The sequence below is a fragment of the Bacillus sp. NP247 genome (assembly GCF_018966865.1).
Classification (GTDB): Bacteria; Bacillota; Bacilli; order Bacillales; family Bacillaceae_G; genus Bacillus_A.
The window spans coordinates 4683729-4697040 of sequence record NZ_CP076653.1 but is presented as its reverse complement, the minus strand read 5'-3'; the positions used below and the strand labels follow the sequence as shown (position 1 = coordinate 4697040).

The 13312-nt window shown below is 31.3% G+C and carries 14 protein-coding genes and 3 pseudogenes; 1 reads left to right on the top strand and 16 read right to left on the bottom strand.

The genetic code is table 11. The features are described from left to right. Positions 1 to 124: 124 nt before the first annotated feature. Positions 125 to 550 carry a GerW family sporulation protein gene (gene ytfJ, locus KPL75_RS24470; protein WP_070142179.1) on the bottom strand — a complete coding sequence of 142 codons (426 nt, stop codon included), beginning with the start codon at positions 548 to 550 and terminating at the stop codon, positions 125 to 127. A 131-nt stretch (positions 551 to 681) separates the two neighbouring features. Here ytfJ and KPL75_RS24465 point away from each other — a divergent pair, with 131 nt between their 5' ends. Continuing rightward, a complete protein-coding gene (locus KPL75_RS24465; protein ID WP_219918142.1) occupies positions 682 to 1467 on the top strand; it encodes a GNAT family N-acetyltransferase in 786 nt (261 codons plus the stop codon). 344 nt (positions 1468 to 1811) lie between these two features. On the opposite strand, the pseudogene KPL75_RS24460 reads toward KPL75_RS24465, so the two are convergent. The 15 genes and pseudogenes from KPL75_RS24460 to KPL75_RS24395 form a co-directional block, all read right to left on the bottom strand. Beyond that, a pseudogene (locus tag KPL75_RS24460) lies at positions 1812 to 2608 on the bottom strand (DUF3952 domain-containing protein). Between the two features lie 34 nt (positions 2609 to 2642). Beyond that, a complete protein-coding gene (locus tag KPL75_RS24455) occupies positions 2643 to 3455 on the bottom strand; it encodes a DUF3952 domain-containing protein (protein WP_219918127.1) in 813 nt (270 codons plus the stop codon). A 204-nt stretch (positions 3456 to 3659) separates the two neighbouring features. Further along, positions 3660 to 4447: pseudogene (locus KPL75_RS24450) on the bottom strand (hypothetical protein). Positions 4448 to 4538: 91 nt separating this feature from the next. Then, positions 4539 to 4817 carry a hypothetical protein gene (locus KPL75_RS24445; RefSeq protein ID WP_002065066.1) on the bottom strand — a complete coding sequence of 93 codons (279 nt, stop codon included), beginning with the start codon at positions 4815 to 4817 and terminating at the stop codon, positions 4539 to 4541. Between the two features lie 93 nt (positions 4818 to 4910). Beyond that, a complete protein-coding gene (locus tag KPL75_RS24440; RefSeq protein ID WP_219918125.1) occupies positions 4911 to 5714 on the bottom strand; it encodes a hypothetical protein in 804 nt (267 codons plus the stop codon). A 62-nt stretch (positions 5715 to 5776) separates the two neighbouring features. Beyond that, positions 5777 to 6559, bottom strand: coding sequence for a hypothetical protein (locus KPL75_RS24435; protein ID WP_219918123.1), 783 nt, complete (start codon positions 6557 to 6559; stop codon positions 5777 to 5779). 248 nt (positions 6560 to 6807) lie between these two features. Further along, positions 6808 to 7605: a hypothetical protein gene (locus tag KPL75_RS24430; RefSeq protein WP_219918121.1), complete on the bottom strand. Its 798-nt coding sequence runs from the start codon at positions 7603 to 7605 to the stop codon at positions 6808 to 6810. Between the two features lie 27 nt (positions 7606 to 7632). After that, the gene (locus KPL75_RS24425) at positions 7633 to 8427 is read right to left on the bottom strand and encodes a hypothetical protein (protein ID WP_219918119.1); all 795 of its coding nucleotides are present in this window, start codon (positions 8425 to 8427) and stop codon (positions 7633 to 7635) included. Positions 8428 to 8609: 182 nt separating this feature from the next. Beyond that, on the bottom strand, positions 8610 to 8855 hold the full coding sequence (locus KPL75_RS27555) for a hypothetical protein (RefSeq protein ID WP_002186029.1): 246 nt from the start codon (positions 8853 to 8855) through the stop codon (positions 8610 to 8612). A gap of 290 nt (positions 8856 to 9145) precedes the next feature. Further along, the gene (locus KPL75_RS24420) at positions 9146 to 9592 is read right to left on the bottom strand and encodes a DUF5085 family protein (protein WP_219918117.1); all 447 of its coding nucleotides are present in this window, start codon (positions 9590 to 9592) and stop codon (positions 9146 to 9148) included. Continuing rightward, positions 9586 to 10050: a DUF5085 family protein gene (locus KPL75_RS24415; protein WP_100618109.1), complete on the bottom strand. Its 465-nt coding sequence runs from the start codon at positions 10048 to 10050 to the stop codon at positions 9586 to 9588. The genes KPL75_RS24420 and KPL75_RS24415 overlap by 7 nt, the downstream gene beginning before the upstream one ends. Positions 10051 to 10137: 87 nt before the next feature. Then, positions 10138 to 10932, bottom strand: coding sequence for a hypothetical protein (locus tag KPL75_RS24410; protein WP_219918116.1), 795 nt, complete (start codon positions 10930 to 10932; stop codon positions 10138 to 10140). 33 nt (positions 10933 to 10965) lie between these two features. Beyond that, positions 10966 to 12561, bottom strand: a pseudogene (locus KPL75_RS24405) (T7SS effector LXG polymorphic toxin). A gap of 17 nt (positions 12562 to 12578) precedes the next feature. Then, positions 12579 to 12881 (bottom strand): TIGR04197 family type VII secretion effector, encoded by a 303-nt coding sequence (locus tag KPL75_RS24400; protein ID WP_219918115.1) that lies wholly within the window; start codon positions 12879 to 12881, stop codon positions 12579 to 12581. A 3-nt stretch (positions 12882 to 12884) separates the two neighbouring features. Beyond that, entirely contained in the window at positions 12885 to 13307 is a 423-nt protein-coding gene (locus tag KPL75_RS24395) for a YwqH-like family protein (RefSeq protein WP_219918114.1), read from the bottom strand. Positions 13308 to 13312 lie beyond the last annotated feature (5 nt).

The window sequence follows — 13312 nt, the reverse complement described above, 5'->3', positions numbered from 1 at the left end:
TATAGCATATTTTAACATGAAAAATTTTAGAAACATAGAGAAAACTTCAAAAACTATTTACAATTTCATGTGTTTTATTACATACTGATTACAAGAAAAAACGCCTGCTCATAAGCAGGCGTTTTTAAAGGATATCATCTGGATTTTGAGGGTGATGATTCCCCTCTTTTTTTTCATCTTTTTGGAACATCGATTGGATTTTATCGATTGTTTGTGGAGCTAATTCAATTATTTTTTCTGCTAAATGTGTCGCATTTTGTAAATGAAGAATATTTACCCCATCTTTATTCACGACTAGAAATGCTACTGGTGTAATTGAAACACCACCCGCACTACCGCCACCAAATGCAGGGGTACCGTTCGCTCTTTGTCCATCATTTGTCTGGAAGTCAGATCCTCCAGCTCCAAAACCGAACGCCACTTTAGAAACCGTTAACACTACACCACCGTCAGCCGTTTGAACAGGCTCTCCAACAATCGTATTTACATCGACCATTTCCTTCAAATTTTCCATTGCTGCTTTCATTAATCCTTGAATTGGATGATCCACCGTTCATAACCTCCTTTGTCATATCTTTCCTAGTTTTTCCGAAAGTTGGTGAACTAAACATAAAATTTTATATTGATTTCAAAAAACTTAAGTTGTAATATTTAGAAAAATAAAAAAGAGGTCGATTTTTTATGATGAGAAAATTAACAAAGAAAGATCATGAACAAGTATTCGCTTACCTAAAAGAAGAAGCAGCCCTTAACTTGTTTATTATTGGGGATTTAGAAGCTTTCGGTTATGAAACAGACTTTCAAGAATTATGGGGCGTATATAAAGAGAATGGAACATTAAAATCCATTTTACTTCGCTTTCACGATACATTTATACCGTATAGTAAAGAAGAGTTTATGGTTACTGACTATGAGGCACTTCTTTCCGCATATAAGCCGCTTAAACTCTCTGGCAAGTCAACTATTGTAGAAAGATTTGAAACTGCTCCAAGTGTACAACTAGGCGCCAAAAATGAAATGTATTTTTGCGAATGTCTAGATGACAATAACTTACCTAGCACACCTGTTCAAGAAACAATTAAACTTGCTTCACTAGATGATGTAGAGCGAATTATGCAATTACGAAGTAACATCGCTGAATTCCCAACTGCTAATGAATCAGAAAAAATCTTAAGACAAGCTATCCAAACAAATACAGGACGTACATATTATATTGAAAAAGACGGTGCACTCATTGCTTCCGCTTCTACCTCTGCTGAAAACTCATTATCCGCTATGGTTGTTGGAGTCTGTACACATCCGAATCATCGCGGTAATGGCTATGCTTCGCTCATATTACAGAAAATGATTCAAGACTTCACAAATGAAGGCAGAACGCTTTGCTTATTTTATAACAACCCAGCTGCTGGACGAATTTATAAACGTTTAGGGTTTAAAGATATTGGGATGTGGACGATGTATCGATAATAAGGGGTACTCTATAAGCGGAAATAGTTGTAACTTAACAATAAAAGCAGATTATACAAAAAATTTACACCGTTATTATGAAGATGAAGAAACTACTTGCGAACCATGACTCTAACTAAAAAATGTTATGTATTCAAACTAAATTTTGACAGATAAACGCCCCAATTGTTGCATCTACTCCAGCAATTGGGGCGTTTATTCTCAAATTCTTTCCACTGCAAATAGAAATATTTATGAAACATTCACCACACTATTCTCTCTAAATATTCCATCATAATACAACCAGAAGTAATTTTTATCGCCTAAATCCTCCTCAACTTTCGGTCTTTCATTCACTTACTTAATCATTTATTATTTTCATATTTCTTTTTATAATTTACATACTCTTTCGTAGCTTCTTGATTATTATCTTTTTCACTACTAAAATACACATATATTTGCTGACTATGTGTTAACATTTTACCTTCATCATTTTGCCTCTTATAGTCAATTGAAATTGTTAATTCTGTTATTTGCATTGGGTGTTTTTCATTGTCTATTGAATCGTTAAAGTTAAGTACAATTGATGCCTTTTCAAATTTATCATATTTCAATTTTAATTTATCATTAATTATTTCTTGAAATTGCGCTTCTGTTAAAGTAAATCCAACTGAATTTGGTTCATTAATTTTTTTCTGTTACCTCCTGCTTTCAGTTTTAAATCCCCTACACCTTGTAATCTATTAAATATCAATTTCACAGGAGTAACATCCAAATTTGAATCAGATCCTTGACCTTTTCCGTTTTGATACAGAAAGTTTATATTATATTTTTCTTCTTCTTTATAATTATTATTCTTATGTCTATCCTTTTCATCTTTTGTTTTACTTGTTATTCTTTGAGACGTTATTCCATATAACAATTTTTCTTTCAAATTATATATACCTTCAGTAGTTTGATATAGCGTATTATAATGGTTTTCATCACCATTTGTTTCTATAGTAAAATCAACAACTCGTTCTTTCACATACGCATATCCATCAGCACTCGCAGACATAACCTTTCTCATATCCCCTTCATCCAAAGCTTTGACAAACGGCTCATAATCTATCTTTTTTTCACCAAAACTACACGCACCTAATAGAATCATTACTACCATCATAATAATTATTTTATTAATTAATCTTTTGGTCACATTAATCACCTACATAATTAAAATGTCTTTGATAGTTCAAATAGTCTTCTTTTATTTTATTATTACTTTTTTTATCATTAAAGCTTACAAATATTTGCTGTTGTTTTAAAGCATTTTCTTTCTTTACACTTACAGCTATTCTTATTTCTAATAGTCCCATAGATCCTTTCTTTGAATCTTTTATAGCATTAAAGTGCAATCCAATTGAGCTACCAATAAATTCATCATATTCTAACTTTAATTTATCGTTTAGTACTTGTTGAAACTGAGATTCTGTTAGACTATAACTAACAATATTCGGTTCATCGAATCCTTTTGTATCTTCTGACGGTTTTAAATCTTTTATTCCCTGTAAGCGATCCATAATTAATTTAACATCGGACACATCAAATGCTGTTTTTACCGTCTTCACTTCCCCACCTTCATACATAATATTAGTATGATAAATTTCTTCTTCTTTGTAATTACTAATATCCGCCTTTTCTTTTTCATTTTTAATATTTGTAGCTATTTCCTCCGTTGTTTCTCCAAAAATTTTTTTCTCAATTGTATTATAAATCCCCTCTGTTGTTTGATAGATTGTTTTACTATGAGTACCGTCTTCTTTTTCCTCAAAAATCCCATATATGCTTCTCTCTTTCACATAAGCATACCCATCATCACTCGCAGACATAACCGTCTTCATATCACCTTCATCCAATGCTTTTACTAATCTCTCATACTCTATCTTCGTCTCCCCAAAACCACATCCACTTAATAAACTTGCTACTATTGACAGAACTATCATCATCTTATCTTTCTTCTTTAACTTCATACTGACACCCCGTTGATTTCTCTAGGCATTTTTAAATTCATTATGTTCCTTTTTGGAAAGTAATACACTTCACATGTACTTATTGGTATTTATTTACTCATACAGATTATATTGAAGATACTTTAATTTTTAATAGCATCGATTTATATACAATCCTTAATTGCTTATATATTCTATTCGAATTTTCAGAAACCAAAACTTATTTTATTTCTTTGGCTTGCTTTTTTCCCTCTCTTCATACAGCTTTACTCTTTTCTGACGTTCTCTTTCATGTTCCTCCCAAGAAATATAAAATGATGGAAATTTAAATCTACAATAGGCTAATAATTGGAACTCTGCTGCGCCTATGGCTATCGCGTACATGATTAGAGTTCCTCCCGCATACAATCCTGAAATATTTAGTGTATAATCATTATGCACATAAATTAAAATGAGGAGAGTTAACACATAAATTACAGCACAATTTATTGCATTCCTCTTTGTTTTACTAAAAAATGAAGAGGATTCTTCTCCCGTATTAAATGCCCCTTTACTTGCCTGTCTAAAAGTATCAATAGTCGCTAAAATATGTAAAATGATTGCACCTAAAAATAATAACCCAACATATATTAATGTAATTTGATCAATTGAATAATTTGACATTCCTGGGATTATCAACATTGTAAATGTTATAGTACCTAGCTGAAACGCATATAACAGTACCAAAAGTGTTTGTAGTTTCTGAAATTTAAATGGCATCTTAGGAAACAGATAAATAATCAAAAAAATTACTTGAAGACTATAAAGTACTAACTCAAGGCTAACAATTATTTTATCAAAGAGAGTCGGGTAATAACTCCAACCAAACCTTATTAACCCTCCAATAAGAAAAACATTATTAATGAAATAAAAAACATCGTTCCAAACATAAAACCTGTAGCCCAATCGGGACTTAAGCGATTCTTGCAAGTACTTTTAAATTCATCTAAATCTTTTTCTTTTATGTTCCACATATAATTACACCACCTTTTCTAAAAACATGTAATAACTCTATATTTGTAAACAAACTAGGAATAAATAAATGTTTTGGTATTTCATATTAAACTAGCCTTTTTTACTTTTTTTAACAAACACAAAATACAGCGATAGCATTAGTATTAAGCCTATCCCACCAACCAATACACCTCCATATTCTTTCTGGTATAAAAAAATAAACATAGTAACAATAAAGCTCGGTATTGACAAAATAATGAGCCACTTCCCCAGAAACTCTGCTATTTTATATAGAATTAAAAAAATAAACATAATCCCGACAATAATAGGTGCTATTACACTTTCAAATAAACCTTTTTCTGTTTTTGCAGTTTTGGAATCTTTATTCAAGATATTACATTCCTCTCTTTACTAGTTAATTTATGATAATGTATTCATTCTATCTTCAATATAAGTTTACGAGTATCATTTACAACTTTCATTTCAGTTTTTGTTTCGCTTTTGCTTTTGCTCTTTCTCTCTTATTCTTTTTCTATTTGCTATAAATTCTTGGCGTTCTTTTTCATGTTGTTCCCACGTAATATTAAATGATGGAAATTTAAAGCGACAATACATCAATAGGACGAATTCTGCTGATGCAACTGCGAATATATATAATATTATTGTTTGTACAACATAAATTGCCATTTGGCTAAATGTATAATTAAGATTTAGAAAAATTAATATAAGTAGAACCATTACACCGATTGTCATTCCAATCGATAAATATAATTTTGTGTTAGTAAAAAATGAAACAGCTGGTCCTTCTGATTTATATCCTCCATGTTTTGCCTTTTTAAAAACATCAATTGTAGCTACAATGTGCGTACAGATTGCCCCTAACATTATTAAACCAATATAAACTAACGTTTTATTATTACTTGGAAAATCAAACATCCCTTCAACCACCATAACGATAAATGGTAATGTCGCTAACTGAAAAGCATAAAATAAAGTTACAATTGTTTGTAGTTTCTGTAATTTAAAAGCAATCTTTTTAGACATGAATAATATTAAAAAAACGAACTCCAAAACATACAACTTAACCTCAGTTTGTACAACTATCTTTTCAAAAGGAGTTAGAGAAATCTTATCACCGTTCAGCAAAACACCTAAAAACATGATGAGCATTGGTATAGAAGTATATGCAAAAACTCCCCCATAAAATATTCTTATATAATCCGGACTTAATCTGTTTCTATTTTCAATTTCAAAAAGACCCATATCTTCTTCTCTTATATTCCACATTCAGTTTTTTCACCTTCTATATAGTTTAAATAATTCTCATACACTTAAATTCTATTTCACCTTTATTTACTTTTCGTTTTTGGTTTTGTATTTTGCCTTCGAATTCTCCCACACATTCTCTCATTCTCTTCCCACGTCATATTAAATGATTTAAATTTGAATCTACAGTACAACAATAGCTGGAATTCTGCTGCACCAACGGCTACTGTGTACAGTAAAACAGTACCTATTACATATCCAATAAAAGTATCAATCGCATAATCATTATGAAAATAAATCAAAATAAGTAGGATTAATGCGTATATTGAAGCTACTTTCATCATAGTTTCTTTTGTTTTACTAAAAAAGGAAGCGGATCTTTCATTCATACTATATGTACCTTCACTTGCCTGTTTAAACGTACCAATCGTTGTCACAATATGAACAATCACTGCTCCTATAAATAAGAAACCTACATATAGTAATGTAATTCCGTCGATTGTATAATCCGACATTCCAGGAAGAATTAAAGCCGTGAATAATATCGTACCTAATTGAAATGCATATAATAATACGACAATCGTTTGTAACTTTTGAAATTTAAATCTAGCTTTTGGAAATGAATATAGAATTAAAAAAATTATTTGCAAGCTATATAGCACAAGTTCCATTCTAACGATTGTTTTCTCAAAGAAAGTAGTATAGTAGTCCCAACCAAAGGTTACTAAAGTACCAATAAGAAAAAACATCATAACTGAAACATACACTATTGTTCCTATCATAAAACCTAAAGCACCTTCTGGACTTAAACGCCTTATACATATCATCCTAAACTTTTCTAAATTTTCTTCTTTTACATCCCACATCTAGTTACACACCTCTAGCTACTTTTTGGGTATATATCACTATGAATTACTTAATTTCTAGGTGCGATAGCTGACAACAAACAATCATCCTTTTTTACAATTTGAGTGATGCTTATTAAATTTAAAAACGATAATACTTTATAGTGTACTTTCATAATCACTAAACCTTATACAATGTTTTAATTCTTCAAAAATAGATTCTTCCACCATAAAAAAACAATCTATTACTATTATTTACAATTATCATTTCAGTTTTTATTTTGCTTTTGTTCTTTCTCCCTTATTCTTTTTCTATTTGCTATAAATTCTTGGCGATCCTTTTCATGTTGTTCCCACGTAATATTAAATGATGGGAATTTGAAACGACAATACACCAATAGGACAAATTCTGCTGATGCAACGGCAAATACGTATAATATAATTGTTTGTAAAAAATAAAACACCATCGGCTTTAGCGCAAAACGAATACTTGCAAAGATTAATATCAATAGGACAACTATATAAATTACCATTCCAATTAACATCCAGAGTTTTGTATTAGTAAAAAATGAGACTGATTCCCCTTCCAACTTATAGCCTCCATATTTTGCTTTTTTAAAAGTATGGATTGTAATTACAATATGAGTAGCAATCGCTCCTAATAATAATAGACCTATATAACATACGGTTAAATTTTCACAATTATATCCAAATATCGCTTCAATTAATACATAAGCATACCCTACCGTTGCAACCTGAAACGAGTTAAACACAATTACAATGGCTTGTAACTTTTGTAATTTAAATCTTAATTTCGGAAATGAATAGATAATCAAAAAAAGGATTTGCAGAATATATAATACTAACTCTACAGAAACAAATATTCGTTCAAAAGATTTTGGATAACCCTCCCAACCAAGTTGTAAAAACCCCAAAATAATAAAAAACATCGGTAATGAAGCGTATACAAAGACTCCAACTAAAAATGCCATTACACCATCAAGACTTAATCGATTTTTATTTGCAATTTTGAAAAAACCTAAATCTTCTTCTTTTATTTTGAGCATCCATCTTTCCTCATTTCGGCGCAAAACTTATTTTATTTCTTTAGTTTTCTTTTTTTCCATCTCTTCATAAAGCTTTAGTCTTTTCTGACGTTCCCTTTCGTGTTCCTCCCATGAAATATAAAATGACGGAAATTTAAATTTACAATAGGCTAATAATTGGAACTCTGCTGCACCTATGGCTACCGTGTATAGTATAAGGGTCAATACAGAATACCAACCTATTTGCTCCATCGTATAATCATTATTAATATAAATTAAGATTAGGAGAGTTAATACATATAATATAGAAGCAATCATAAAAAAATCTTTTGTCTTACTAAAAAATGAAACTGAATTTTCCCACTTACTAAATGTGCCTTCGCTAGCTTGCTTAAAGGTATTAATTGTTGTAAAAATATGAATAATAAAGGCTCCTAACAATAATAAGGCTACATAAGTCAATGTAACACGATCATTTGAATAACCGAAAATACTCGAAACAACTACTGTTACAAATCCTATAGTCGCAAGTTGAAGTGCATATAGCAATATAACTATAGCTTGTAACTTTTGAAATTTAAAACGGGCTTTGGGAAATAAATATACAATAAGAAAAATGATTTGTATGCTATACAAACATAACTCTATTTTAATAATTGTTTCATCTAGTAAACTAGGATATAAGGACCAACCAAATTTCACCAAACCATAAATTACACCTAACATTATTAATGAGGTGTATATGATTGAACCTAACATAAAACCTACAGCAGCCTCAGGACTTAAACGATTTCTACATGTTATTTTAAATTCATCTAAATCTTTTTCTTTTATATTCCACATCCAATTGTCCCACCCTTAACTACATTCACTTAAATCATGTAGGTTAAATATAAAAACCTTCTCATTTTAACGAAAAGAGAAGGTTTTCTTGCTGTTATACATTCATGCCATATTCAAAACTTTCCCTCTTCAAATAACGTATTATAGTTGTTAATCTTTGAAATTTTATTTTCGCTATTAATTTAGGCATTTTTACTTTTCTTAAAAAATACCAAATATGCAAATAATGAAGAGATTAAGAGGAATACACCCGCCCCTATCCCCTCATATATTTTAAAATAAACAGCAGCAATTATCACAAATATTGACATTATTATTATTAGAATCATTGTATACTTCATTATAAATTCTAACGCTTTATATATAGATACTATTGTCCTTTCAAAAAAACTTTTCTCTGTTTCCGAAACATTCCGATCCTTATTCAAAATAACACCTTCCCCTCTTTACAAATTGACTTTCGAATAAATTTTCCCTTTCAAAATAAAAACAAAGCGAACTGCAGAACGTAACTACTACCAATACAGATTGATCCAATTGAAAAATCTTATGTCGAATTGTTCAATCAATTACATATAGATTTTAGAATAAAAAACCTCCTCATTCTAAAGAGAAGAGAAGGTTTTATTTATTTCACATCCCCATATACTATACAAAACTATCTATTTTAAGATATTTCATGATACTTCCATATTTTAAAAATCTCAGGCTTCAAATATTACACTTCACTATATACCGCGATTTTCACTTCAACATACTGTAAAGACTCATCACCGCTAAACACATGATAAATTGGCGAAGCTAAATTCAGATTATTATCCTCCATATATTGGAGCATTTCACCATACACCTGCTCTGTTAATTTTTCATAATCTCCCGTATACCGTTTCATGAGCATCTCATCAACATAGTAATAACTTCTAAATTGAAGTGTTTCTGACGTTGGAATTTCATCTTCATTTACCGGCATAAATAATTCAATATACATATTTCCATCAGATGGTATATTTTTCAAAGAATAAAACATAGGACCTTTTATCGTTAAATTCGCTTTTGATATTTCTGACATAAAATCTTCAATTGCTTCTTTCATATCTGGGTAATGAAAAATGTATTCTCTTGAAACAACATTTGTATATGCAATACTTTGTTTTTCAATTAGCATTTCACTGTTTCACCTACTTCTATAATAGGAGCATAAATATCTAACCATGTATCACCGTACACATCTAAACATACGTGATAAAAACTACTATCTAATTTCATATGATGCTGCTCGGCAACCTCACGTATTAGGTTATAAGCATCCTCAATATCACCATCTTCATCTGTAAATCGCACACATAGAGCACTCTTAATAATTAAAGCATCATAATACTCATATGCAGAGCTCTCACCTAAATTAACTCTTCCATTGACAGGAATACAATACGTATATTCCCCATATTCTGGTTCATTTTCTAACTGTGAATATTTATATAGAACAGGTCCTACTGCATATATCCCATTACGAACTACTTGATTTCTAAGTGCTCTTGCGGGTAACAACCAATCTTCTTTTTTTACAATTTGAGTAATGCTTATTAAATTTAAAAGTGACAATGCTTTATGCTGAACTTTCACAAAATCTACTCCTTTTCAACTTATGGATTCATAAATAGTCATCAAGTTTATTACATGTATCCTATTAAGATTTGAACAATTTTCAAATTATTTTATTTCTTTCTCTTTCTCTCTCTCTCTCTCTTTATAACGCTTTAAGAATTCCTGGCGTTCTCTTTCATGTTCTTCCCACGAAATGTAAAATGATGGAAATTTAAATCTACAATAGGCTAATAATTGGAACTCTGCTGCACCTATAGCTACTGCGTACATTACAAGGGTTCCTGCCATATACCCCACTAAAACCCCTGTTTCATAATTATTATGAAAATAAATTAAAATAAGAAGGGTTAGTACGTATATCGTAACACCAATCATTGTATTGTTTTTTATTTTACTAAAAAATGAAGTTGCTCTTTCATCGGTACTAAAGGCTCCACTCTCTGCTTGTTTAAAGGTATCAATTGTTGTCACCAAATGAACAAAAACTGCTCCTAGAAATAATAAACCTACATACAATAATGTAATTTGATCAATAGAATAATTCGAAATTGCTGGAAGTATAAATAATGTGAATCCTATAGTTCCTAGCTGAAATGCAAATAATAATATCACAAGTGCTTGCAACTTTTGATATTTGAAACGAGCTTTTGGAATTAGATATAGAATGAAAAAGATTACTTGCAAACCATATAACACTAATTCAATACTAACAATTATTTTGTCAAAGAGAGTTGGATAGTAACCCCAGCCAAGCTTAATTAATGCTACAAAAATAAAAAGCATGAATAATGAACTATAAACTATTCCTCCAAACATAAACCCCATAGAATCTTCTGGGCTTAAGCGATTTCTACATGTAATTTTAAATTCTCCTAAATCATCTTCTTTAATTTTCCACATCTGATTGCTTCACCTTCACTTTGAATTATTATATTACCAGAACAAGGATCCAAGTTTCTTAGTCACAGATCCCAATTGTTCCTTAGCCACAGATTCAATTTGTTCCTTAGCCACAGATCCAAGTTTCACAACCTCAGATTCAAGTTTCCTAGTCACCGATTTTATGCCTTTTTTTGTACCGCTAACTATACTTTCTCCTCCAAACATATCCGCTTTGTAGTTCAATGCTTCCGAAGCAAGTATCCCAACACCCGCTCCAACTGCAGTCCCAATAGGCGGAAGGAAAAATGAACCTACTACAGCACCAGTTGCAGCTGCTCCAGCAGTTGCCCCTACATCTACCGCTGAATCCGTTGCTATATCCACAACGTCATGTAATTGCCAACCACCATTACTTTTAGCATTATTGCTAGCCTCTACAACATTATTTGCAACGGACAGAACAGATCCAGCTATTCCAAAACTTTTCATTGTTTTCCCTACTCCACCTAATTCTTTAAGTGTATCCTTCCATTTCCAAGGCTTCAAATCAGTAACACCTTTTCCAAGTTCTGTTTTGAGTGAACTCCAAGATTTGTTCCCAACAGCTTTTACAAGCCCATTACTCTTCCAGTCTAGTTTGAAATCTTTATACGCTGTGAATTCCGGTAATTCTACAATCTCTCTTTTCGCTATTCTTACTTCTCTATCTGTTACTTTTGGATCAGTTTGCCTCATCCAACCAGTTAAATACTCTTCTACTCTACCTTTAAGAAATTTAAAAATATGATCCTCGTTCTTATCAGCCTTTAAAAATTCAAGGGCTTCTACCATTTGTTTCGGTTTGGATGTTTTTAATAAAAATTGTCCCTCACCATCTATAATGTCAAGCTGCGCACCAAAGCCTAAATTTTTTTTCATATAATGATAGCGCAAATATGAAGATATCACTCCTTTTCCCCATTTATTTCCTTTATTGGTACCGCCTATCCAAGCTTTCGAAGTCACAACTGTTGCGGCTACCCATTCTTCGGGCATTATTTTTTCTATTGAATCACTAGAAAAATCCCCGCCATAAGCTTGTACTCGATTCATTCCATCATCTAACTCACGTATCATTTCTTGAAACGTTTGTAGGTCACTTTGGTTACTATTATAAGCTTCTAATTTTTCTAAAGTGTAACTAATTTCCTTTTGGCTTTTTATAGACCCTTCCATGATCCCTGCTGATGATGGATATTGAATTGCGATGATGTCGCTAACAGACCCCACTGTTTGTCTTGCTTGGTCATTAGATAGATTAAATCCTTCACTATACCCATTAATTTTTTTCTTTACATCATCCAAGTAAATTCCATAAATTTTCGTATCAGCATCACTGTCAACAGTACTATTGAAATCATTAATACTTTTTTGAAATTGTTCTTTTAATAATTCCACTGCTTCCATATACTTAAAAATAACACTTCCATGAACTGTAGATAAATAATTTTTAATATCAGAAGCAGCTTTCCCTTGAAAAGAGTTAATCTCTGTAAAATCAAGTATTTTTTGCATCAAACATTCAAACTGTAGATTCAACTCAGTGGCACTTGCTTAAAATCTATTTTGAAGTTCTTTTACTTCTTGTAACTCTATATTTTTATCCACGCTTCTCCCACCCTATTTTAATTTTTCATAGCATGATGAATTGAACCGATCCTTAATTGTTTCTCAAGCTGTTCGTCTTTTTCGACTATTTTCTCCCCGGTTTGTTGTATTTTATTTAAGTCATTTTCTAATATCTGTTCATATTGCTGCACTTTTTGAGATAACTTTTCAATTGCTTCACAATATTGAATCAACCTCGTCAAATTAGTACGACTCAACTTCATATCATTAAATTTCGTTTTTCCTAAATCACTAGCACCACTTTTCAATTCACTTACTTTCGCATCAAATACCCCTTTATTTAATTTAATTTCCCCCATTTATCATTTCCCCGCCTTCTGTACTTCGACTTGAATACTAGCGTCAACCATTGAAACACTTCGACTTAATGAAAGAATACTAGACTCACATGCAGCGATTTCTCTTTCAAGCCTCCGTATGGCTTGATCGATGTCTTCTTGCACTCTCCCTAGTTCTCCAATAAACTTCCCTAAATTTGAAATAACTTGTTGTTCATAAGTTTCTTTAAAAGTAGTTGCTCTTTGCCCTTTCCAACTACTCTCGTTTATTTCTAAAGACTTAAACTGCTCTTGATTTTGTTTAATTGCTTCAAGATTATTTACAAATTTCCCTTTAGCAGTTATTAGCCTTCGTAGTTTCATTTGTAATTCAGCCAATTGCCCTTGTTGATGACTTATACTACTTAATAAACCAGATTTTTGACTATTTAATTCCTCTACCCCCATGCAAA

Coding starts and splice junctions, on each gene's coding strand:
- KPL75_RS24465 (WP_219918142.1), top strand. CDS start 682: ATGATGAGAAAATTAACAAAGAAAGATCATGAACAAGTATTCGCTTAC.
- KPL75_RS24455 (WP_219918127.1), bottom strand. CDS start 3,455: ATGAAGTTAAAGAAGAAAGATAAGATGATGATAGTTCTGTCAATAGTA.
- KPL75_RS24440 (WP_219918125.1), bottom strand. CDS start 5,714: ATGTGGAATATAAGAGAAGAAGATATGGGTCTTTTTGAAATTGAAAAT.
- KPL75_RS24435 (WP_219918123.1), bottom strand. CDS start 6,559: ATGTGGGATGTAAAAGAAGAAAATTTAGAAAAGTTTAGGATGATATGT.
- KPL75_RS24430 (WP_219918121.1), bottom strand. CDS start 7,605: ATGCTCAAAATAAAAGAAGAAGATTTAGGTTTTTTCAAAATTGCAAAT.
- KPL75_RS24425 (WP_219918119.1), bottom strand. CDS start 8,427: ATGTGGAATATAAAAGAAAAAGATTTAGATGAATTTAAAATAACATGT.
- KPL75_RS24420 (WP_219918117.1), bottom strand. CDS start 9,592: ATGCTAATTGAAAAACAAAGTATTGCATATACAAATGTTGTTTCAAGA.
- KPL75_RS24410 (WP_219918116.1), bottom strand. CDS start 10,932: ATGTGGAAAATTAAAGAAGATGATTTAGGAGAATTTAAAATTACATGT.
- KPL75_RS24400 (WP_219918115.1), bottom strand. CDS start 12,881: ATGGGGGAAATTAAATTAAATAAAGGGGTATTTGATGCGAAAGTAAGT.
- KPL75_RS24395 (WP_219918114.1), bottom strand. CDS start 13,307: ATGGGGGTAGAGGAATTAAATAGTCAAAAATCTGGTTTATTAAGTAGT.